The organism is Nitrospirillum guanabarense (genome assembly GCF_034653355.1).
GTDB lineage: Bacteria > Pseudomonadota > Alphaproteobacteria > Azospirillales > Azospirillaceae > Nitrospirillum.
Map to the genome: position 1 here is coordinate 1,985,721 of NZ_JAYEER010000004.1, position 20,638 is coordinate 2,006,358.

At 68.1% G+C, this 20,638-nt stretch carries 16 protein-coding genes and 2 pseudogenes; 4 read left to right on the top strand and 14 right to left on the bottom strand.

Annotation, left to right across the window (positions count from 1 at the left end):
* Positions 1-8 precede the first annotated feature (8 nt).
* On the top strand, positions 9-2,660 hold the full coding sequence (locus UAA55_RS27215) for a hypothetical protein (protein ID WP_322956756.1): 2,652 nt from the start codon (positions 9-11) through the stop codon (positions 2,658-2,660).
* Here UAA55_RS27215 and UAA55_RS27220 read toward each other — a convergent pair.
* Positions 2,644-2,970, bottom strand: coding sequence for a hypothetical protein (locus UAA55_RS27220; RefSeq protein ID WP_145620540.1), 327 nt, complete (start codon positions 2,968-2,970; stop codon positions 2,644-2,646). The genes UAA55_RS27215 and UAA55_RS27220 overlap by 17 nt on opposite strands.
* A 255-nt stretch (positions 2,971-3,225) precedes the next feature.
* Here UAA55_RS27220 and UAA55_RS27225 point away from each other — a divergent pair, with 255 nt between their 5' ends.
* Entirely contained in the window at positions 3,226-5,913 is a 2,688-nt protein-coding gene (locus UAA55_RS27225) for a hypothetical protein (RefSeq protein ID WP_322956758.1), read from the top strand.
* On the opposite strand, the gene UAA55_RS27230 is transcribed toward UAA55_RS27225, so the two are convergent.
* From UAA55_RS27230 to UAA55_RS27290, 13 genes and pseudogenes are all read right to left on the bottom strand, one after another.
* On the bottom strand, positions 5,910-6,929 hold the full coding sequence (locus UAA55_RS27230; protein ID WP_322956759.1) for a hypothetical protein: 1,020 nt from the start codon (positions 6,927-6,929) through the stop codon (positions 5,910-5,912). The genes UAA55_RS27225 and UAA55_RS27230 overlap by 4 nt on opposite strands.
* 2 nt (positions 6,930-6,931) lie before the next feature.
* Positions 6,932-7,504, bottom strand: a complete 573-nt coding sequence (locus UAA55_RS27235) for a septation protein A (RefSeq protein WP_145611286.1) — start codon at positions 7,502-7,504, stop codon at positions 6,932-6,934.
* On the bottom strand, positions 7,504-9,012 hold the full coding sequence (locus UAA55_RS27240) for an AMP nucleosidase (RefSeq protein ID WP_145611285.1): 1,509 nt from the start codon (positions 9,010-9,012) through the stop codon (positions 7,504-7,506). Before UAA55_RS27240 ends, UAA55_RS27235 begins: the two co-directional genes overlap by 1 nt.
* A gap of 199 nt (positions 9,013-9,211) precedes the next feature.
* A complete protein-coding gene (locus UAA55_RS27245) occupies positions 9,212-10,180 on the bottom strand; it encodes a catalase family peroxidase (protein ID WP_322956760.1) in 969 nt (322 codons plus the stop codon).
* Between the two features lie 49 nt (positions 10,181-10,229).
* Positions 10,230-11,378, bottom strand: coding sequence for a signal recognition particle-docking protein FtsY (ftsY, locus tag UAA55_RS27250; RefSeq protein WP_416235249.1), 1,149 nt, complete (start codon positions 11,376-11,378; stop codon positions 10,230-10,232).
* Entirely contained in the window at positions 11,375-12,703 is a 1,329-nt protein-coding gene (gene mtaB / locus UAA55_RS27255) for a tRNA (N(6)-L-threonylcarbamoyladenosine(37)-C(2))-methylthiotransferase MtaB (protein ID WP_322956762.1), read from the bottom strand. Before mtaB ends, ftsY begins: the two co-directional genes overlap by 4 nt.
* Positions 12,700-13,545 carry a diaminopimelate epimerase gene (dapF, locus tag UAA55_RS27260; protein WP_145611283.1) on the bottom strand — a complete coding sequence of 282 codons (846 nt, stop codon included), beginning with the start codon at positions 13,543-13,545 and terminating at the stop codon, positions 12,700-12,702. The genes mtaB and dapF overlap by 4 nt, the downstream gene beginning before the upstream one ends.
* Before the next feature lie 88 nt (positions 13,546-13,633).
* A complete protein-coding gene (locus tag UAA55_RS27265) occupies positions 13,634-14,101 on the bottom strand; it encodes a GtrA family protein (RefSeq protein WP_145611282.1) in 468 nt (155 codons plus the stop codon).
* A 4-nt stretch (positions 14,102-14,105) separates the two neighbouring features.
* On the bottom strand, positions 14,106-15,074 hold the full coding sequence (locus UAA55_RS27270; RefSeq protein WP_145611281.1) for a glycosyltransferase family 2 protein: 969 nt from the start codon (positions 15,072-15,074) through the stop codon (positions 14,106-14,108).
* 24 nt (positions 15,075-15,098) lie between these two features.
* Entirely contained in the window at positions 15,099-16,787 is a 1,689-nt protein-coding gene (locus UAA55_RS27275; RefSeq protein ID WP_322956763.1) for a hypothetical protein, read from the bottom strand.
* Positions 16,788-16,889: 102 nt separating this feature from the next.
* Positions 16,890-17,264 carry a pentapeptide repeat-containing protein gene (locus tag UAA55_RS27280; RefSeq protein WP_322957773.1) on the bottom strand — a complete coding sequence of 125 codons (375 nt, stop codon included), beginning with the start codon at positions 17,262-17,264 and terminating at the stop codon, positions 16,890-16,892.
* A 57-nt stretch (positions 17,265-17,321) separates the two neighbouring features.
* Positions 17,322-17,414: pseudogene (locus UAA55_RS27285) on the bottom strand (pentapeptide repeat-containing protein); the annotation flags it as partial.
* Between the two features lie 203 nt (positions 17,415-17,617).
* Positions 17,618-18,241, bottom strand: a pseudogene (locus UAA55_RS27290) (pentapeptide repeat-containing protein); the annotation flags it as partial.
* Between the two features lie 508 nt (positions 18,242-18,749).
* Here UAA55_RS27290 and ffh point away from each other — a divergent pair.
* Both ffh and rpsP read left to right on the top strand, forming a co-directional pair.
* Complete coding sequence (gene ffh, locus UAA55_RS27295; protein WP_088872013.1) at positions 18,750-20,105, top strand: signal recognition particle protein; 1,356 nt, start codon at positions 18,750-18,752, stop codon at positions 20,103-20,105.
* Between the two features lie 71 nt (positions 20,106-20,176).
* Positions 20,177-20,527: a 30S ribosomal protein S16 gene (gene rpsP, locus UAA55_RS27300; RefSeq protein ID WP_322956764.1), complete on the top strand. Its 351-nt coding sequence runs from the start codon at positions 20,177-20,179 to the stop codon at positions 20,525-20,527.
* The last annotated feature ends 111 nt before the right edge of the window (positions 20,528-20,638 follow it).

A 20,638-nucleotide genomic window follows, 5' to 3' on the forward strand; every position in this document is an offset into this window, starting at 1 on the left:
CGACAACGATGACATCAGATACCGCCAACAGCCGCAGGCCGCTGTTCCTTGTCCTCATCGCCCCCATCCTGGCCAAGCTGCACCTGATCCTGGGCTGGCGCCTGGCCGATGCCCGCTTCCTGGAAAGCGGCATCGCCGCCCGGGTGCTGCGGCGCAGCTTGTCCACGCTTGACCCCAACATCGCCTATACCAGCCAAGCCCTGGGCCACCGCGCGGCGCTGGACTGGCTGTCCGGCCACATTCCCTGGTGGAATCCCTATTCCGGCATCGGCATGCCGTTGGCTGGCGACATGCAGTCCGCCGCCCTGTTTCCGCCAACGTTGCTGCTGGCCTTGCCCAACGGCCAGCTATATATGCATATAAGCCTGCAAATCCTGGCCGGCCTGTTCACCTGGTCGCTGCTGCGGCGGCTGGGCCTGGCGCCGATGGCATGCGCCGTGGCGGCCCTGCTGTTCGAGTTCAACGGGACCTACGCCTGGCTGGCCAACGCCGTCATCAACCCGATCTGCTTTCTGCCCATGACCCTTCTGGGCGTGGAAACCGTGCGGAGCCGCGTCCAGGCGGGCGCGCGGGGCGGCTGGCCTTGGATCATCCTGGGGCTGGCCTTGTCCCTCTATGCCGGTTTTCCCGAGGTCGCCTATTTCAACGGCCTGCTGATCACCGTCTGGACGCTGGCGCGACTGGCGGGCCTTGCCGGGCGGCAGCGTGTGGTTTACCTCGCCCGGGTGGCGCTGGGCGCCGTCGGCGGCCTGCTGGTCGCGGGCCCCATCCTGGTCGCTTTCCTGGGCTATTTACCGGACGCCGACCTGGGCGCTCACAGCGACGGCGGCTTCCGGCATGTGCATTTGTCCGCCGCCCGCCTGATCACGCTGGTCCTGCCCTATGGCCTGGGCCGGCTAAGCGACCCCGGTACGGCGGAAAGCTTCGGCTTCTGGGGGGCGGTGGGGGGTTATACCGGTATTGGCCTGCTTGGCTTGGGCATGATCGGCGCGGTTGGCAGCCACCTGCGTCCCCTGCGTCTGGCCCTGGCCGGCTGGGTAGCCATCGTCACGGGCGCCATTTATGGCCTGCCCGTGGTCAACGCCGTCGTGACCGCCATCCCAGGCGTCGGCTGGGCCGTGTTCTTCCGCTACTTCGCCCCCTCGGTGGCCTTCGCGCTGGCCATCCTCGCGGGACTGGCCTGCCAGGATCTGGCGGAGGCGTCGAAGCCGACACGCCGGCAATGGCTTGGTTTCGCGGCGGTGACGGCCTTCACGGCGCTTGCCCTGGGCTTGGCCGTTCCCCTGTTGGCGCTGAAGCCTTACCGTACGCCCTGGCTGTGGGGGTCGCTGGCGGTGGGCGCCCTAGTCCTGGCGGGTATGGCCGCCATCCTGCGCCGGCCCACTCTGGAAAGCCACCGCCGCGCCCGCTGGCTGGGTGGCCTTGCGGTGGCCGAGGCGATACTATTGCTGCTGATACCCACAGCGTTCTACCCGCGCGCCGGTGTCTTGCGGGAAGACGGCATCGGCTTCCTGCAAAGCCATCTGGGCCTGCAGCGCTTCTACACCGTGGGTCCCATCCAACCCAACTACAGCGCCTACTACGGCATTGCCGGCATCAACCATAACAACCTGCCCGTGCCGGCCGCCTGGGTGGACCATGTTGTTCAGCGGCTGGACGACAACACTTACCCCATCGCCTTCGACGGCCGGGACCGCCGCTCCGCCACCGGGCCCAGCGCGATCGACAATCTGCGGCGGGATATGGACGCCTACCGCGATGTCGGCGTTCGCTATGTGGTTTCCGTACCCGGCCAAGGCCCCTTCGATTGGTTGCCCCCCGGGATGAGCGACCAGGAGCGGCGCCCCATTGCCCTGGCTGACGGGGATGCGGTCATCCTTACCCTGCCGGCGGACGCCCGCCGAGCGCCGTTCCATGCCGAACGCGGCCAGGTGACCGCCGTGGGGCTGAATGTCCGTTCCCTGAAGAACGGCCACGCCGACGGCCGCCTGACGCTGCGCCTGTGCGGCGGCATGACCTGCGTGGAGGGCGAGCGCGAGTTGTCGGACATCACGGGTGGCCGCTACGTCCTGATCCAATTGTCCGGAACCGTTCCGCTGGCGGGCGACACGCCCCTGACGCTGGAGGTCCGCCGTGTGGGGGGACGCAAGCGTTTCGGCCTGGCCGCATGGGCGACGGAAGCCGATACGGGACGAACCCTCACCCTGAACGGCGCCCCCGTCGCCGGGGTGGAACCCCATGTCGCCCTCGCGTTGGCGGCAGCCGCGCCAGCCGATGGCGGCGGCCCTGTCTTTCGCGACGACGTCATGCAGATCGACGCCCTCACAAGCCCCCGGCCATACTTCAGCGCCGACGGCTGCCAGTTGATCCCGGTCAGCCGGGACCGGTTGGCGGCGGATTGTAGCGCCCCGACCTCATTGACGCGTTTGGAACTGTTCATGCCCGGCTGGACCGCGACCGTGAACGGGATGTCGCGGGCGGTCGGTCGGGAAGGCCCGCTATTCCAGAAGGTCGACCTGCCCGCCGGCCGGTCGGAGGTTGTTTTTCGCTATACCCCGCCGCACATGGGCTGGGGCTACGGCGCCTTCGCCACCGGCTTGGCCTTGACCGTGCTTGGCCTGGGCCAGGGCCGGCGACGAAACCTCAGCGATCCTCGCTGACCGAGATCAGGGCCGTGTCCTTGACGACGCAGCGCATGACATGGCGGCCGGCGGCGGCGGTGATGTCGCGGCGGGGCATCAGGGTGAAGGGCTGGACCACAGTCTGGCGCCCATCCGCCTCAGTGGCCAGGACCGGCAGGTCGAAGGCGATCTTGTAATAGTCGTCGTACACATGGTCGACCTCACGCCGGCAGACGGTCGTGGCCGTGCGCGGCATGTCGTAGTGATGGCCGCTGTCGTCGGCGTTGATGACGCAGCCGCTCAAGGACAGGCAGCCGATGGCGGCACCCAAGATCACCCGGTTACGCATGGCCCTATTCTCCCCTTATATGGCGATGGCGCGCGACGGCGCGCCCGCCCTCTCTACAAGGACGGTGGGGAAGGACAAGGCGGCGAAACCAGAAGGTTACCCGAATTTACCGGGCGGTAACGCGGCGGCGCCCCACCGTAACGCGGGAGATTCAAAGGCAGGGGATTCAATCCAGGGCGGTATGGCCTTGCGGGACTTGAAATCCACGGACCATTGAGGGATCCAGTCCCCAGACCTCAAGCCGCAGGACCGCCAATGCCCCAGACGCCCGCAGCCGCAGGCATGCCCCCGGACCAGAACAGGCGCAACGGCTTTCGCACGGCGTTCATCCTGGCGGTGCTGACGCCCGTACTGGCCAAGCTGCACCAAATCCTGCATCTGCGCCTGGCCAACCCGGCCCTGATGAACAGCGACCTGGTCACCGGGCTGAACGCCGACGGGGTGTCGTCCCTGGACCCCAACGTCGGCTTCACCAGCCAGACGCTGGGGCATCGCGCGGCCCTGGACCTGCTGTCCGGCCACCTGCCCTGGTGGAACCCGTATGAAGGCGTGGGCATGCCGCTGGCGGGGGAGATGCAGTCGGCGGCGCTGTTCCCCCTGACGCCGCTGCTGGCCCTACCGGACGGCCAGCTTTACATGCACATCGCGATGCAGATCATCGCCGGCATCTTCACCGTGCTGGTGATGCGCCGCTTGGGCACGGGCGCCCTGGCCGCCGGCACCGCCGCCCTGCTGTTCGAATTCAACGGAACGTACGCCTGGCTGGCCAACGCCGTCATCAACCCCATCTGCTTCCTGCCCATGATCCTGCTGGGGGTTGAGGATGTCCGTCTGACTGTGATCGCCGGCCGCGAGGGGACGCGCCAGGGCGGCTGGGGTTGGATCGGGCTGGGGGTGGCGCTGTCCCTGTACGCCGGCTTCCCGGAAATGGCCTACCTGGACGGGCTGCTGGCCGCCGCCTGGACCATGGCCCGCCTGCCCGGCCTGGAGCGCCGCCAGGCCGCGTCGTACCTGGTGCGCCTGACGCTGGGTGTCGGGGCCGGCGTTCTGCTGGCCGCCCCTATCCTGATCGCCTTCCTGGGATATCTGCCGCACGCCTTCGTGGGCGCCCATGGCGGCGAAGGCTATCGTTATGTCCGCCTGGGTCAGGAACGCCTCATCACCCTGCTGATGCCTTACCTCCATGGGCGGCTGACGGACGCCACCACCCCAGACGCCGGCGTCTTCTGGGGGCGGGCCGGGGGCTATGTCGGCGTGATGATGCCGGCCATGGCGGTGATGGGCCTATGGGCGCGGCGGTGGCGCGGCCTGCGCCTGACCTTGGGCGCATGGTCGCTCTTCACCATCGCCACTCTCTACGGCGTGCCCGGCCTGACCCACCTGGTCACCGCCGTGCCCATGGTCACCAACAGCATCTTCACGCGCTATCTGCCGCCCTCTTTCGAATTCGCCCTGGCCGTCCTGGCCGGCCTGGCCTGTCACGACCTGGCCCAGGCCGGTGATATGCGGCGATTGTGGACCCGCCCGCTTTTCCGGAATGGGGCCTCCGCCCTGGCGCTGCTGGTGCTGGCCGCCGCCGTCCTGTCATGGGGCCGCTTCAACGACGCCGCCGTCCTGTCCTGGTACCGGCTATCGATTGGCTGCACCGCGGCCTTGGCGCTTGGTGTCTGCATCCTGGCATTCCCGCGTCTGGATGGCCGGCGCCAGGCCCTGGGCTTGGCGGCCTTCACCGTCGTGGAGGCCATCGCCCTGTTCCTGGTACCGGCGGTGTGGACGGTCAAGGCCGGCACGCTGCAGCTGGGGGGCATCCACTTCCTGCGGCAGAATTTGGGATTGCAGCGCTTTTACACCCTGGGCCCGATACAGCCCAACTACGGGTCCTTTTACGGTGTCGCCAGCCTGAACCACGATGACCTGCCCCTGCCTGCCGACTGGACGCGCTACGTCCACGACCATCTGGACGACAACACCACCGGCGTGACCTTCGGCCCCTATGGGCACCTGGACCCCAGCCGGGGCAGCCAGGCGCAAAACCTGATGCGCAATCTGGACGCCTTCCGCGAGGTGGGCGTCAAATACGTGGTCGCCCCGCCCGGGATTTCACCCTTCGGATGGGATGCCGGCCAGGACCCGAACGACCCTGGCCACCAGCCCCTGCGCCTGGACGACGGCACGCGGGTGACGCTGGCGGTGCCGGATTACCCGGCGGGGAATGAAGTGCATGACGTCAGCGTCATGCTGGGGACCTACGGCGACAAGAGCGACGGGGCTTTGCTGGTGATGGCGTGCCGGGGCGATGTCTGCGCCACCGGGCGCACCGATTTGGCCGCCGCCCGTGATGGCCGCTATGCCCGCATCTCCCTGGACCACCCCCTGCCGCCCGGCAGCGCGCCGGTCACCCTGGAATGGCGCAAGTCCGGCGGCACGGTGCCGGTGGTCATCTGGGCCATCCAAGGCCATGCCGGCCGGCCCCGCGCCCTGGCCCTGGACGGCGTGCCCAAGCCGGGATGGGAAGCCGTCATCGGCCTGGGCTCCCCCGTCCCGGCCTTCATGGACGCACCCGTCTATTCCGATGCCGTCATGGACATTTACGAGATGCGCCAGCCCCCGGCGCCCTATTTCCAGGCTGACGGGTGCGTGGTCGCCGCCACCGTGCGTGCGCAGGCGACCGTGGATTGTCCCGCGCCGGCAACGCTGACGCGGCGGGAACTCTACCTGCCGGGATGGACCGCCACCGTCAATGGCCGGGACAGCCTCGTCCTGCGAGAGGGAGAACTGCTCCAACGGGTCGCCCTGCCCGCAGGCCGATCGGTGGTGGAGTTCCGCTTCCGCCCGCCCTTCATGCCCCTGGGATACGCGGCCTTCGCCGCCGGCCTGTTACTGACGGCCCTGGGATGGCGGACATGGAGGGGGCGGGAGGAAGCGTCCCGCGCTGGCAGCTAGCAGGCGAAATCGCTGATCTTGCCATCGGCATCCAGATGGACCACGCACAGCCAGGTACCGCTGGCGTACCGCGCCTCATAGACGTCATGACTGACGCGGGCGTCGGGCGCGTCCTTCTTGTTCAGGGCGCGCTCGATGGTGCCGATGAAGCGCAGATCCTGCAGCGTTCCCCGCCCGGCGGCGCGGCCGGAGCGGGCCAGCAGCTTGGTCAGGCGGGGCAGCAGGTTGGGAGTGTAGAGGTCAGGCGTCAGCTGGCCACTGTCCCAGTCGGCCAGGGCCTGGCGCAGGGCCGCCAGGCTGGGCGGGGCCGCGTCCGTCGGCGGTTCGAACCGCACGCCGCGCGCCGGCACCTGCGCCGTCACCGGCAGGAAACCCACCAGCCGGCCGGCCGCCTGGCCGGTGAAAGACAGCTGCTGCCCGACCGCGCCCTCCACCTGCGCGTCCACATGGAAGGCGATGCCGCCCGCCAGGCTCCATGACAGGCTGAGATGGCGCTCCTCCAGCTCCCCCTCCCCCACCGAGTCCAGCAGGGGGCAATAGGCCCGCAGGCGGCCGCGCGTCTGCTCGAACCGGCAGATGTGGGTGTCGTTCTCATAGCGCTTGTAGAAAGCCGAATTGCCCAGGCCGAAGGTGGAGCGGGCGGTGATCTTCCAATAGCCGCTGACGTCCAAGGGCGTCACCACCACCTCCTGGATGCCGGTGTCCGGGGGCGGCGCGAACGGCCCGGCGGCCGTGGCCGGCGCAGGTTGGGCGGATCGTGACAGGGCGGCGGCCGGCCGCTTGCCCGTCGTCGCGGCGGATGGCGCGCCAGGGACCGGCGCCACGTCCGGCGCGACTTGGGGATCGGCCCCGTCGGCGCCGGGCTGGCGGGGGCCCTCCACCGGCGGCAGCACCACCCCATCGGCGGGGCCGCCCAGATGATGCAGGGCGGTGCCGTGTTCCTGGGCGTTGTTGCTGGCGCAAGCCGCCAGGCCCAGCATCAGCGCCACCGCAAGTCCGCTGCGCCGCTTGCGCATCCTTACGCTCCGCCGCCCTGGCCGTCCGCACCGCCCCCGGCTTCCGGCACCTGATGCTTCAGGATCAGGGGCACCTGAGCCATGCTGAACAGCACGAACAGCGGAATGACGACGAAGGACTTATAGGCCACCCACTGGTCGGTGGTCAGAAAACGCCACGCCACCTCGTTGGCGCCGGCCAGCACCAGGAAAAAGGCCATCCAGCGCACGGTCAGGCGGCGCCAGCCGGCGGGATCCAGCTCCACGCCCACCAGCACCTGGGCCAGAAGGTTGCGGCGCAGGGCCACGCCCACGGCCAGGGCCAGGGCGAACAGCAGGTAGATGATGGTGGCCTTCACCTTGATGAAGGTCTCATCGTTCAGCCACAGGGTCAGGCCGCCAAACACCAGCACAAAGCCGCAGGTGACCAGCGGCATCAGCGGCCACTTGCCGTCCAGCTTGCGATAAATGGGCAGGGCCACCACCGCCGCCACCATGAAGGCGGCGGTGGCGACCATGATCCCACCCTTGGCGTTGGCCACGAAGAAGACGACCAACGGGCCCCATTCCAGAAGCAGACGGATCAGCTGGGACATTACTGGAACGCCGCCTCGACGAAGCTGCGCAGCTTGCGGCTGTGCAGGCGTTCCAGGCCGTTCTCCCGCATCAGCTCCATGGCGAGCATGCCGATGGCCAGGTGCTGGTCCACCCGGGCGCGGTAGAAGTGGTTGGCCATGCCTGGCAGCTTCAGCTCGCCATGCAGCGGCTTGTCCGACACACACAGCAGGGTGCCATAGGGCACACGGAAGCGGAAGCCGTTGGCGGCGATGGTGGCCGATTCCATATCCAGCGCGATGGCGCGGCTCTGGCTGAAGCGCTGCACCGGCTCGCGGTAGTCACGAAGTTCCCAGTTGCGGTTGTCGATGGTGGCGACCGTGCCGGTGCGCATGAGGCTCTTCAGCTCCCAGCCTTCCAGCCCGGTCACGTGGCCCACTGCCTTTTCCAGGGCCACCTGCACCTCGGCCAGGGGCGGCACGGGGATCCAGGTGGGCAGGTCGGCGTCCAGCACCTTGTCCTCGCGCACATAGCCGTGGGCGAGGACGTAGTCGCCCAGGCGCTGCGTCTCACGCAGGCCGGCGCAGTGGCCCAGCATCAGCCAGACGTGGGGCCGCAGCACGGCGATATGGTCGGTGATCGTCTTGGCGTTGCTGGGGCCGACACCGATGTTGACGATGGTGATGCCGTTCCCGTCCGCCCGCTTCAGGTGATAGGCGGGCATCTGGGGCAGGCGCTTGACCCGCTCCCCCTCAGTGGCGCGGCCGGGTTCCACGGCCTGATTAAAAGTCACGTGGTCGCCGGGCTCGACGAAGGCCACGTATTGCGAGCGGTAGGCCTGCACCTCCGGATCGTCCGACGGCTGCATGGTCTCCAGCCCCCGGCGCACGAACTCGTCGATGTAGAACTGGTAGTTGGTGAACAGCACGTAGTTCTGGAAGTGGTCCGGCGCCGTGGCGGAATAGTGCTTCAGCCGGTGCAGGCTGTAGTCCACGCGCGGGCCGGTGAACAGGGCCAGCGGCTCGGGCGAACCGGGCGGGCATTCATAAGTACCGTTGACGATGCTGTCGTCCATGACCGCCAGGTCGGGCAGGTCGAAGACCTCGCGCAGCTTGCGCAAATGTTCCGGCGGCAAGTCCCCTTCCACATGCATGCCTTCCGGGAAGGCGAACTGGATGGGGATGGGCATGTCGCTCACCCCCACCTCGATGCTGGTGGTGTGGTTGCGCAGCAGCTGCTGGAACTGGTGGCGGTAGTAGTGGGCGTAGAGGTCGGGCCGCGTCAGCGTGGTGCGGTAGGTGCCGGGACCGGAAACGAAGCCATAGGCCAGGCGGCTGTCCACCCGGGGCTCATGGTCCACTGTCACCTGCACGAATGGATAGAAGCGGCGCACCCGGCCGGTGAAACTCTCGCCCCTGGCATAATCCTGGAAGCGGGCCCGCAAATGCCCGACCGCGTCGTTGTACAGCGCCAGCACATGGGTGAAGGCGGCATCCGCGTCGGTGAAGGTGACGACCTTGTCAGCCTGCAGGGAAACCGGTGCGTTCAATCGGAAAACTCCTCTTTTATTCTGGGGTCCTTCCCGCCCACAGCCGGATTGCCGTCGGCAGACCCCTTCGTCAGCAAAGTCTTTTAAAAAATAGAAAAGCCGCACCGGGCTTTCCCCGTGTGCGGCTTCATCCTTCATACTTGGTCAAGGACCGGGCCTCTGTCAAGCGCACCCTGATGACCGTTGCGCGGCGGAACACTCAGCCATCCTCCCCCAGGCGCCGGCGGAAAGAGGCGCCGTAGATGGGGGTGCGGGCATCGACCATAGGGTCGGCGGGTTCGATGCCGGCGGGCAGGCGGCCGGGCAGGAACAACAGGGTGCGCTGCTGGAAGTCCTGGTCGGACGCGATGCCGGTCAGGGTCAGCGTGCCCAGGTCGACCTGCCGCCGCGTCTCCGGCCAGGCGACAGTGGCGTCATCGACCCTGTCGCCGGTCTCCGCCACCTGCAGCATCAGGCGGAAGCGCGCCGGGCCCTGGGCCAGCCGCCGCGCCATCTCCGCCGCCAGGTAGTCGGCCGGCCGGCCCGCCGCCTCGGCGGGAGTTAGCAGCGTCTGCCCCACCTCCGGCACCAGGCGGTAGCGGCCGAGGGTGGCCCGGCCCTGGGCGTTGGTGAAGCGGAAGGCGTTGACGGCGAAATAGCCCAGGGTGGCGTAGCTGGCGGGGATGGGCTTGGGCAACGCCTCGAAGGCACGGGCCCCCGGGTGGGACGCCAGGAAGGTCGGAAGGTCGTGCGCGGCCGCCGCCTGGACCATGGCCAGGAAATCAGCCGCCGTCGCTACCGGGAATCCGTTCACGGAATGGGCGACGATGTCGGTGTCGGTGCCGTCGGCCAGATGGAACTTCAGCGCCATTCCACGAGGGCTGGCCATGGCGTCGCCATCCGCCTGGGTGGGGATGCCGGCGAAGTTGGAGAAACGGATGGTGACGGGCGTCGGGCCCGCCTGGAAGTGCGGCGCCCGGCTGACGCCGGCGGCGGCCGGGGACGGGACGAAGGTCCCCTCCACCACCAGGCCCTTGGCGTGCACGGCGCGGGCACCTGGCTGATGGCCACCGAAGGCCTGGTCCAAAGCATCCAAGGTCGCCTTGGGATCGACGGGCTGGGCCATGGCCAGGGAAGAGATGGCGGCCATCAGGCCAGCCAGCGCCGCGCATCGCGTCAAACGCCGCATCCTTACCCCCCTCCCCCATGCCATCGTTGCGGCCGTTCAGACGCTCACCTCACCGGCCGTCTTCCAACCCCACCAGCGAGGCGGCGAAGGACTGGGCGTCGAAGGGGCGTAGGTCGTCGATGCCCTCGCCCACGCCGATGGCGTGGACCGGCAGGCCGAACTTCTGCGCCAGCGAAACCAGCACACCGCCGCGGGCGGAGCCGTCCAGCTTGGTCAGGATCAAGCCGTTGACCGACACCATCTCCTTGAACACCTCCACCTGCGAATGGGCGTTCTGGCCGGTGGTCGCGTCCAGGGTCAGCAGGGTGGTGTGGGGGGCGGTGGGATCCACCTTCTTGATGACGCGCACGATCTTGCGCAGCTCATCCATCAGGCCCTGCTTGTTCTGCAGGCGGCCGGCGGTGTCGATCAGCAGCACGTCGGCGCCGGCGGCCCGCGCCTTCTCCAGCGCCTCATAGGCCAGGCCGGCGGCGTCGGCCCCCGTCTCCTTGGCCACCACCGGGGCGCCGGTGCGCTCGCCCCAAATCTGCAGCTGGCTGACGGCGGCGGCACGGAAGGTGTCGCCGGCGGCCAGCCACACGGTCTTGCCAGCGGCGCGCAGTTCCCGCGCGTACTTGCCGATGGTGGTGGTCTTGCCCGTGCCGTTCACGCCCACCACCAGCACCACGTGGGGCTTGTGGTTGCCGTCCAGCACCAGGGGCCGGGCCACGGGGGCCAGCACCTTGCCGATCTCATCCGCCAGGAAGCGCTTCACCTCATCGGGCGAGACCTCCTTGCCGAAGCGGCTCTTGGCCAGGTCGCCGGTGACGCGCGCGGCCATGGCGGGCCCCAAGTCCGCCTGGATCAGCAGCTCCTCCAGTTCCTCCAGCGTCTCATCATCCAGCTTGCGCTTGGTGAAGATGCCGCCGATGCCGTCGGTCAGCCGGCTGGTGGATTTGGAAAGGCCGCGCCGCAGGCGCGACAGCCAGCTGCCCTGCGGGGCTTCCTCCACCGGCGCCGCCGGGGCGGCGTCCAAGACCAGGGCCGATTTGGGGGCCGCAATGGGCGCCACCACCGGCTCCTCAGCCATCTCAGGCGGCGTCGGCGATTGTTCCGGTGGCGAAACAGGCTCGACGGCGACTGGAATTTCAGGCGTGGGGGGAACGACGGCCGGGGCTTCGGCGGCGGGCTTCTTACGCTTGATCCAATCGAACATCAGCAGCAACCCATCAGCATGTCGCCATCCAGCCCGGAAATGCGGGCGTCCACGAGGGTGCCCGGCGCGAAATCGCGATCCAGCCGCACCTCGGCGAATTGTTCGGTACGGCCGATATGGCCCTTTTCCACCAGCACCGTGACGGTGCGCCCCTGCTGGCTGGCCAGGTGCCGGCGCACCGCCGCCTCGCCCGCCGCACGCAGCTGGGCCGCCCGTTCCTTGCGCACCGCTCTGTCCACCTGCGGCATGCGGGCCGCTGGCGTGCCGGGACGCGGGCTGTAAGGGAAGACGTGCAGCCAGGTCAGGCCGCAATCGGCCACGGCGTCCAGGGTGTTCCGGAACATCTCATCGGTTTCCGTGGGGAAGCCGGCAATAAGGTCGGCGCCGAACACCATGTCGGGCCGCAGGTCGCGCGCGCGCTGGCAGAAGGCGACGGCATCGGCGCGGCTGTGCCGGCGCTTCATGCGCTTCAGCACCATGTCGTCGCCGGCCTGCAGGCTGACGTGCAGGTGGGGCATCAGGCGCGGCTCCTCGGCGATCAGGCGCCAGAGGTCGTCGTCGATCTCCACCGGGTCCAGCGAGGACAGGCGCAGGCGCGGCAACTCGGGCACCAGGGCCAGCAGGCGGCGGATCATCTGGCCCAGGGTGGGCGCGCCCGGCAGGTCGGGGCCGTAGCTGGTGACGTCCACGCCGGTCAGCACCACCTCACGGTAGCCCTGGTCCACCAGGGTGCGCACCTGGGTCACGATCTCGCCCATGGGGACGGAGCGGGAATTGCCCCGGCCATAGGGGATGATGCAGAAGGTGCAGCGGTGGTCGCAGCCGTTCTGCACCTGGATGAAGGCGCGGGCGCGGCCTTCCATGCCCTGGATCAGGTGGCTGGCGGTCTCGCGCACCGACATGATGTCGTTGACGATCACCCGCTCCGCCTGGCCGGTGCCGAAGCTGGTCCAGCTGTCGGCCTTCAGCTTCAAATCGTTGCCCAGCACCTGGTCGACCTCGGGCATGGCGGCGAAGGTGCCGGGGTTCACCTGGGCGGCGCAGCCGGTGACGACGATGCGGGTGTCCGGGTTCTCGCGCCGGGCCTTGCGGATGGCCTGGCGGGCCTGCCGCTCGGCTTCCGACGTCACGGCGCAGGTGTTGAAGATCAGCACGGGGCCCAGGCCGGCGGCGCGCGCGTGGTCGCGCATCACCTCGGATTCATAGGCGTTCAGGCGGCAGCCGAAGGTGACGACCTGCGGCCCGCCGGCCTCGCCGGAGATCTCCGGACCGGAGCCTTCCTGGCGGTGCTCGTGCCCATGATCAGTGTCAGCGTGCTCGGCACTCATCGCGCGGCGCCCGCCAGCAGACTGTCATCAAGCGTCCCGCTGAAGGCCGTGGCCACCGGCCCGGTCATCAGCACGTGCCCGTCCTCGCGCCACTCGATGGTCAGCGCGCCGCCATCCATCACGATCTCGGCCTTGCGGCCCGTCAGGCCGCGGCGGGCGGCCGCCACCAGGGTGGCGCAAGCGCCGGAGCCGCAGGCCAGGGTGATGCCGGCGCCGCGTTCCCACACCCGCATGCGCACCTGGCCGGGTGTCACCACGGTCGCCACCTCGATATTGGCGCGCTCGGGGAAGGCGGTATGGTGTTCCAGCTGGGGACCCCACTGCGCCAGGTCCACAGCCTCCGCATCGTCCACGAAGAAGACGGCGTGGGGGTTGCCCATGTTGACGGCGCAAGGGGCCGACAGCGGTCCGGCGGCCACCTCCAGCGACAGGGTGTCGGCCGGTTCAGCCAGCGGGATCTGCCGCCAGTCCAGGCGAGCGGGGCCCATGTCGACCGTCACCGTGCCATCGGCATGGTGGGTGGCGGGCAACAGGCCGCTGATGGTTTCCACCGTCAGGCTGTCCCGCCCAGCCCCCTCGGCCGCCACCAGCGAGGCGACGCAGCGCGTGGCGTTGCCGCAGGCGCCGGACTCGCTGCCATCCGGGTTCAGGATGCGCATGAAGACATCGGCGCCAGCCGACTGCGGCGGTTCCAGGATAATGATCTGGTCGCAGCCGACGCCGAAGCGGCGGTCGGCCAGGACGCGCGCCTGCGCGCCCGTCAAGGACAGGGGGGTGTGGCGGGCGTCCAGAACGACGAAGTCGTTGCCAAGCCCGTGCATCTTGAGAAACCGGCGCGCCATGATGCCCGGTTATATGGCGACGATCCGCCCCCTGTCCATGGGCGTGCCCGGCAATGCCGCCCCGCCCCCACCGCAGGTTGGGGAAAGACTATTTCCGGCCGAACACCAGCATCTTGGACAGGACGAAGTTGAAGCCCATGCCGGCCAGGGAGCCTGCACCCTTGGCGCCGTAGGGCCACAAGGTGGGCAGCCAGGGCAAGACGGCGACGGCGAAGGCAGGCGCGTCCAGCCAGACGATGAGGTTGTATGTCGCCAGGTTGACGACGCCGCCCACGGCGTTGGCCGCCAGGAACTTGGCCCACTGGCGGATCGCGCCCCGCCGGCTGGCGCCGGTGAAGGTGAACTGCCGGTTCATCCACCAGGTGAAGGTGGCGGCCACGAAGTAGGAGAAGAAGCCGGCGCTGTGCTTGTCCAAACCTAAGGGGTTCAGGGCCACCCACAGCGCCCCCATGTCCACGAACAGGCCGGCCACGCCGATGAGGGCGAAGGACATGACCTCCGCCTTCACGTGTTTCGGCTTGCCATCCGGCAGATCGCCCTTTGGCAGATCAGCCACGCCCTCAGCCCCGGCCCAGCGGGGCGAAATCCGGCGCCGGGATTTCCAAATAGCGCAGGCGCTTCATCTCGCGACGCCCGCGGGTGACCGTGTCCAGGATCAGGCCGCAGGTCAGCGACAGGAAGGCCAGGGTCATGAGGCCGGTGGCCAGCACCGCCGTGGGCAGGCGCGGGACCAGGCCCGTCTCCACGAAGGTGATGAAGATGGGAATGCCCAGGATGATCGACAGCAGCGCCAGCAGGATGGCGGCGACACCGAAGAACAGCATGGGCCGCTCTTCCTTCACCAGCTTGGTGATCATCCACAGGATGCGCATGCCATCCTTGTAGGTGGACAGCTTGCTGACCGACCCGGGGGGACGGTCCTTGTAGGGGGTCTCCACCTCCGCGATCGGCATGCGCAGTTCCAGCGCGTGCACCGTCAGCTCCGTCTCCGTCTCGAAGCCACCGGCCAGCGCCGGGAATGACTTCACGAAACGGCGGGAGAAGACGCGGTAGCCCGACAGCATGTCGTTGGTGCGCTTGCCGAAAATGAAGGTCACCAGGCCAGTCAGCAGCATGTTGCCGAAGCGGTGGCCGGGGCGGTAGGCAGCCTCGATCTCCGTTACGCGAGCGCCGTTCACCATGTCCAGCTGCTCGGTCACCAGCCGGTCGATCAGGGCCGGGGCGCTGGCGGCGTGGTAGGTATCGTCGCCATCGACCATGACGTACACATCCGCCTCGATGTCGGCGAACATGCGGCGCACCACGTTGCCCTTGCCCTGCAGCGGCTCGGTCCGGACGACGGCACCGGCGGCGCGCGCCACCTCCACGGTGCGATCCTTGGAATTGTTGTCGTAGACATAGACGACGGCATCGGGCAGGGCCGCCTTGAAGTCGGCGACCACCTTGGCGATGGCGGCTTCCTCGTTATAGCAGGGCACCAGCACGGCCACGGTGGGCTTGCCGGGCTGGAGGGCGGTGGTGTCGACCATCGCATGCAGTCCTTGAAATAGGCGTTAGTTCACGGGGTTCATATCACGGTTCGCCGCAGGTTGCAGCGGGATGATGCGGCACAACATCATGGGCTCGTCCAGCGTCGAGGTGACAGGCTGGCAGGGCTCCCCGGCACCCTTGAGGCCATAGCGTGGCAAAATCTGGTCCATCGTCCAGGTCTCCCAATGCGCCAGCAGCAGGTAGAAGTCATCGCCGTTGGCGATGCCCTGGTCGATGCGCCGGCGCATCTGGCGGTTCAGCAGGATGTCGCCCTGGTCCGGATGAATGAAATAGCTCTGCACCCGCAGGAAGGGGATCTGCGGCGGGAAACCGGGGATGAGGAAGCTGGTGGGGGCGTAGCCGGTCATCAGGATGACGGTGTGGTCCGGCCGGGGAAGGACGGGTGCCTGCACCTCGGACACCTTGGCGCCGAAGGGCCGGTCGCCCCAGGGCACGCGGGCCCAGGTGCCCGACTGGCCGGTGGCGGCCAGCAGCAGCAGCAGGACGGCGGTGATGATGCCCCGCGCCCGGGCCGGCGCCGGCCACAGGGCCACGGCCGCCAGGATCAGCACGGGCGCCAGCATCTCCAGCGGGATCAGGTAGCGGTAGATGGCGAACAGCTTCAGCCACACCAGGTAGCTCAAGCTGCCGGCCAGCAGCAGGTAACGCCGGGCGCGGGCTGGGCCGGAGGTGTCCACCACGGGCGGCCCCTCGGCCGCGAACTGTCCGCGCAGCCAGCGGGCCAGGACCATCAGGCCCGTCAGCAGCAGCACGACATAGGCCGCCAGCACGCGATAATCGCGGAAGACGATCTCACCCACCAGCTTGGGATCCAGGGCCCAGGCGAAGGGGAACAGGGCGGCGGCGACGGGCCCCTTGGGGATGAACTTGTCGTCCCGGTAGGGGTCGGGCGTGCCCCAGGGGGAATGGAAGACGTTGTTGAAATAGGGGAACAGCGGATTCTGGAAATGGCTCCACAGGAACCACATCCAGTGGCCGGAGAAGATCGCCATGCCGGCCAGCACGCCCAGCCCAAAGAAGAAGGCCAGGAGCAGGCGGCGCCAGGGCGTGCCGCCTGCTGCCAGGAAGGCGGCGCAGGTGCCCACGGCGAAGACGATGGTGGGCTGTTTCAGCCCCACGCCGCTGCCCACCAGCAGGCCCGCCAGCACCACGCGGCGGAAGGCCGGGCCATTGGGCGCACTCCAGGCCGCCCCTTCCCCGCCAACGGCCACCAGGATGCCGCCAAGGACGAACAGGCTGATGACGTTGTCGTAGAAGGTGGTGCCCAGCAAGCCGACCTGGCCGCCGCCCACCATGCCGCAGACGGCGACGGCCAGAGCCACCAGAACGCGGCGGCGTTCCGGCGTCGCTGAACGCTGCACCGTCCAGGCCAGGCCGTACAGCAGCACCAGGTTCGCGCCCTGGATGCTGCCCAGCAGGAACTCCACCACGCGGGCGGGCAGCACCTGGGAAGCCATGAAGAAGGGCAGGTCCAGGGTGGGGTTGTAGAAGCTGGCCACCTGGGCCGGCGCCACATCCATGCCCCAGCGCCCGGTCAGGAAGGCGTAGGCATTGTACCAATGATAGTTGCGCAAATCCCAGTTGCCATCCTGGCCCAGCAGCACCGCCCACAGGCCGAACAGGAAGGGGCCCGCCAGCAGCAGGCTGAGCGCCAGGCGGCGGGCGGAACGGTCTTGTGTGGGCAGCAGCATGGGCGTCCGGCAGGCAGGAATTGGCGGGCGGCGGATTGGGCTACAGAATTGTCAGGAAACTAGGGCGAAACTAGGTCGGTGACAGCCGATCAGTGCACCATGTCAGTGTACCATACCGACCACGTCGGCCATGTCCGCCCCATCCAGGTCGGTATTGGCCAGGTCGACGTCGCGCAGGTCAGCCCCCGCCATCTTGGCGTCCGACAGTTCCGCATCCTTCAGCACCGCCCCCACCAGCGAGGATTGGGACAGCACCGCCCGCTTCAGCATGGCGCCGGTCAGGTTGGCGCCGTCCAGGCGGGCGCGGTGCAGGTTGGCGCTCCACAACCGCCCCGTGGAGCTTTGAATCAACACAGGCCCCAGATCGGCCCGCACCAGCTGCGCGCCATTCAGGGTGGCGCGCTCCAGCGAGGCGCCGCGCAGGTCGGCGCGGCTGAGGTTGGCGTCGCGCAGGTCGGCCAGCGACAGGTCGGCCATGGGCAGTGAGGTGCCCACCAGGTTGGCCTTGCGCAGGCAGGCGCAGTGCAGCAGGGCGGCCGACAGATTAGCGCCCGCCAGATCGACGCCGCTGAGGTCCAGACTGGACAGATCGGCCCGGGCGCCCTCACGCCCCCCGTCTCCACCCATTCGGAATGCAGGACCAGCATGGCGGACAGGTCCAGGCCGGCGTCCTCGGGCGTGGGGGCGTGAATGCCCTCCAGCACCTCTTCGGCGCGACGCGCGTTGTCGTCCAGGATGGTGCCCATCATCAGGGCGCCGGCGAATTGGGCAAGCCCCAGCTCCGCCCCCGTCAGGTCCGCGCCGTGCAGCTTGGCGCCCGTCAGGTTGGCGCCCGTCAGATCCGCGCCCTTGAGATCGCAGCCGGTCAGGTTGGTGTTGGTCAGGTTGGCGCGCGCCATCTTGGCGCCGCGCATGATGCAATCCGTCAGGTCCGACTGCACCAGGAAGGTGTTGGACAGTTTGGCCCGGCTGAGGTCGGCGCCCACCACGGTGGCGCAGGACAGTTCCGTCTGCACGGGCACGGCGTCGAATTCGTGGGCGGTGATGCTGCCGTCCTTGCGGACGTGCATGATGGTGCCTTCGCGCAGGTCGGCCTCGGCCATGGAGGCCTGGTTCAGCACGGCGCCGCGCATGCAGGCGCCACGCAGGTCGGCCCGGCGCAGGTCGGAGCGTTCCAGGTTGGCCAGGCGCAGGTCGGCGGCGTACAGCGACGCCCCTGTCAGGACGCAATCCACCATGCGGGCGCCGAACAGCTTGGCGCCCGAGAAATCGGCCTCGGCCAGGTTCAGACCGGACAGATCCATATGCGAAAGGTCACGCAGCTTGAAGCTGGCACGCACGCCCCCAGGCTGCTTCGTCAGAAACGCCCGATGCTTGCCAACAATCGCCAGCAACTCCGTCTGGCTCATCCTGGACCGTTCGGGTTCGGCATTTCTGCCGGACGACATCGACATACAAGCCTCCGCGGGGCCGGTCCCCCCGCAATTCGAATCCGCCACGGAATGGCGCACTACCCAAAGACTACCCCGATAACCCGTTCATACCTTATCTTAAAGGCGCGCTGGAAGAGGGGGCGCGCACCCAAAATGAGCCTCTAGGCGAAATAGCGGGCCTGTCACCCCGTCTATTACAGGTGTACAGGCCGTTGACAATCGCCCGTTTTGGTTAAGGACCCGCCGCCGCCGTCCCTGATCCAGGCGCGACATCGCCGTTACCATCACCGCCTTGCCGCGGGGCGTCCTTGACTCCAGAAGCATTGACAGACGCCCTCCACAGGTCTAGATAGCCCCACCTCGGCCCTGGATCCGTCAGATCCGGGACTGAGACCGCATCCCGCGCCAAGGCGCGACGCCAGTCCACGAGTTTCGTGCACTGGCGCTTTTCGTTTGGGCAAATGGGCCTGAATGGACGCTTGGACTAGGGGCGGGATGAAGATCGGAACGGCAATGGCCAGGACGGGTTATGTTTGACGGCTTGACAGGACGGCTCGGCGATATCTTCGACCGGCTGCGTCGGCGTGGCGCCCTCACCGAAGAGGACGTTGGCGCCGCGCTGCGCGAAGTGCGCGTGGCCCTGCTCGAAGCCGACGTGGCCCTGCCCGTGGTCAAGTCCTTCATCAACGGCGTGAAGGAAAAGGCCGTCGGGCAGGAGGTGCTGCGGTCCATCACCCCCGGCCAGATGGTCATCAAGATCGTCCACGACCACCTGGTCGAGATGCTGGGCGAGCAGAACGAGGGCATCAACCTCAACGCTGAGGCGCCGGTGCCGGTGCTGATGCTGGGCCTGCAGGGCTCGGGCAAGACCACCAGCACCGCCAAGATCGCCCGCCTGCTGAAGACCCGCGAAAAGAAAAAGGTGCTGATGGCGTCGCTGGACACGCGACGCCCAGCCGCCCAGGAACAGCTGCGGGTGTTGGGTGAGCAGGTGGACGTGGCCACCCTGCCCATCGTCCCCGGCGAAGACCCGGTGACGATCGCCCAGCGCGCCATGCGCGTCGGCCGACTGGAAGGCTATGACGTCGTCATGCTGGACACCGCCGGCCGCCTCGCCATCGACGAGGAGTTGATGGACGAGGTCGTGCGCATCCGCGACGTGACCAAGCCGGTGGAAAGCCTGCTGGTGGTGGACGCCATGACCGGCCAGGACGCCGTCACCGTAGCCACCAATTTCAATGACAAGGTCGGCGTCACCGGCATCGTCATGACCCGCATCGACGGCGACGCCCGGGGCGGCGCCGCCCTGTCGATGCGCCAGATTACCGGCCGCCCCATCAAGCTGCTGGGCACCGGCGAAAAGATCGACGCGCTGGAGGCCTTCCACCCTGATCGCATCGCCGGCCGCATCCTGGGCATGGGCGACGTGCTCAGCCTGGTGGAGAAGGCCGCCGAGACCATCGACCGCGAGGAAGCCGAGAAGCTTGCCGCGAAGATGGAGAAGGGCAACTTCGACCTGGACGACATGCTGTCCCAGCTGCGCCAGATCCGGAAGATGGGCGGGATGGGCGGCATGCTGTCCATGCTGCCCGGCGTGGGCAAGATCAAGGACCAGCTGTCCAAGGCCAACATCGACGAGCGCATGCTGAAGCGTCAGGAGGCGATCATCACCTCCATGACCCAGAAAGAGCGCCGCGACATCAAGATACTGAACGCATCGCGCCGGCGCCGCATCGCGCTGGGGTCCGGGACCACGGTGGCCGACGTCAACCGGCTGCTGAAGCAGTACCAGGACATGGCCGACATGATGCGCAAGTTCAAGAAACTGGGGAAAAAGGGCCTCATGCGCCAGGGCCTGTCGGCCCTGATGCCCAAGGGCCGCTGATCCGCCAGCCAAATTTAGTATCCGCCTTTCACCATCACCTTCAGTTCAACATCAAAGTCAGGAAGTAAGAAATGTCCCTCAAGATTTGTCTGGCCCGCGGTGGCGCCAAGAAGCGTCCGTTCTACAGCATCGTCGTGTCCGACAGCCGTTCGCCCCGCGACGGCAACTTCATCGAGAAGATCGGCACCTACAACCCGATGCTGCCGCGTGACCATGCCGAGCGCATCACCCTGAAGGAAGAGCGCGCCCGCCACTGGCTGTCCGTGGGCGCCCAGCCGACCGACCGCGTCGCCCTGTTCCTGGGCCGCGCCAACATCATCGAGCTGCCGAAGGTCCGCGAGACCCCGAAGAAGTCCGCCCCGAAGGCGAAGGCCCAGGAGCGCGCCAAGCTGGCCGCCGCTGCCGCCGGCAGCGAGGGCTGATTGGCCTGAGGCCGGCTCGCCATTGGTTGGCCGGCATGAAGGTTGACGGGTTGCGACGGGGGCGGGTGACCGCCCCCGTTCAGCTTTTCCGCCGTTTACAGTCTTCCAGAG

Bases quoted from the DNA above. Each gene is read 5' to 3' on its own strand.
- UAA55_RS27215 (WP_322956756.1), top strand. From the start codon at position 9: ATGACATCAGATACCGCCAACAGCCGCAGGCCGCTGTTCCTTGTCCTC.
- UAA55_RS27220 (WP_145620540.1), bottom strand. From the start codon at position 2,970: ATGCGTAACCGGGTGATCTTGGGTGCCGCCATCGGCTGCCTGTCCTTG.
- UAA55_RS27225 (WP_322956758.1), top strand. From the start codon at position 3,226: ATGCCCCAGACGCCCGCAGCCGCAGGCATGCCCCCGGACCAGAACAGG.
- UAA55_RS27230 (WP_322956759.1), bottom strand. From the start codon at position 6,929: ATGCGCAAGCGGCGCAGCGGACTTGCGGTGGCGCTGATGCTGGGCCTG.
- UAA55_RS27235 (WP_145611286.1), bottom strand. From the start codon at position 7,504: ATGTCCCAGCTGATCCGTCTGCTTCTGGAATGGGGCCCGTTGGTCGTC.
- UAA55_RS27245 (WP_322956760.1), bottom strand. From the start codon at position 10,180: ATGCGGCGTTTGACGCGATGCGCGGCGCTGGCTGGCCTGATGGCCGCC.
- mtaB (WP_322956762.1), bottom strand. From the start codon at position 12,703: ATGAGTGCCGAGCACGCTGACACTGATCATGGGCACGAGCACCGCCAG.
- dapF (WP_145611283.1), bottom strand. From the start codon at position 13,545: ATGGCGCGCCGGTTTCTCAAGATGCACGGGCTTGGCAACGACTTCGTC.
- UAA55_RS27270 (WP_145611281.1), bottom strand. From the start codon at position 15,074: ATGGTCGACACCACCGCCCTCCAGCCCGGCAAGCCCACCGTGGCCGTG.
- UAA55_RS27275 (WP_322956763.1), bottom strand. From the start codon at position 16,787: ATGCTGCTGCCCACACAAGACCGTTCCGCCCGCCGCCTGGCGCTCAGC.
- UAA55_RS27280 (WP_322957773.1), bottom strand. From the start codon at position 17,264: ATGGCCGACCTGTCGCTGGCCGACCTGCGCGACGCCAACCTCAGCCGC.
- ffh (WP_088872013.1), top strand. From the start codon at position 18,750: ATGTTTGACGGCTTGACAGGACGGCTCGGCGATATCTTCGACCGGCTG.
- rpsP (WP_322956764.1), top strand. From the start codon at position 20,177: ATGTCCCTCAAGATTTGTCTGGCCCGCGGTGGCGCCAAGAAGCGTCCG.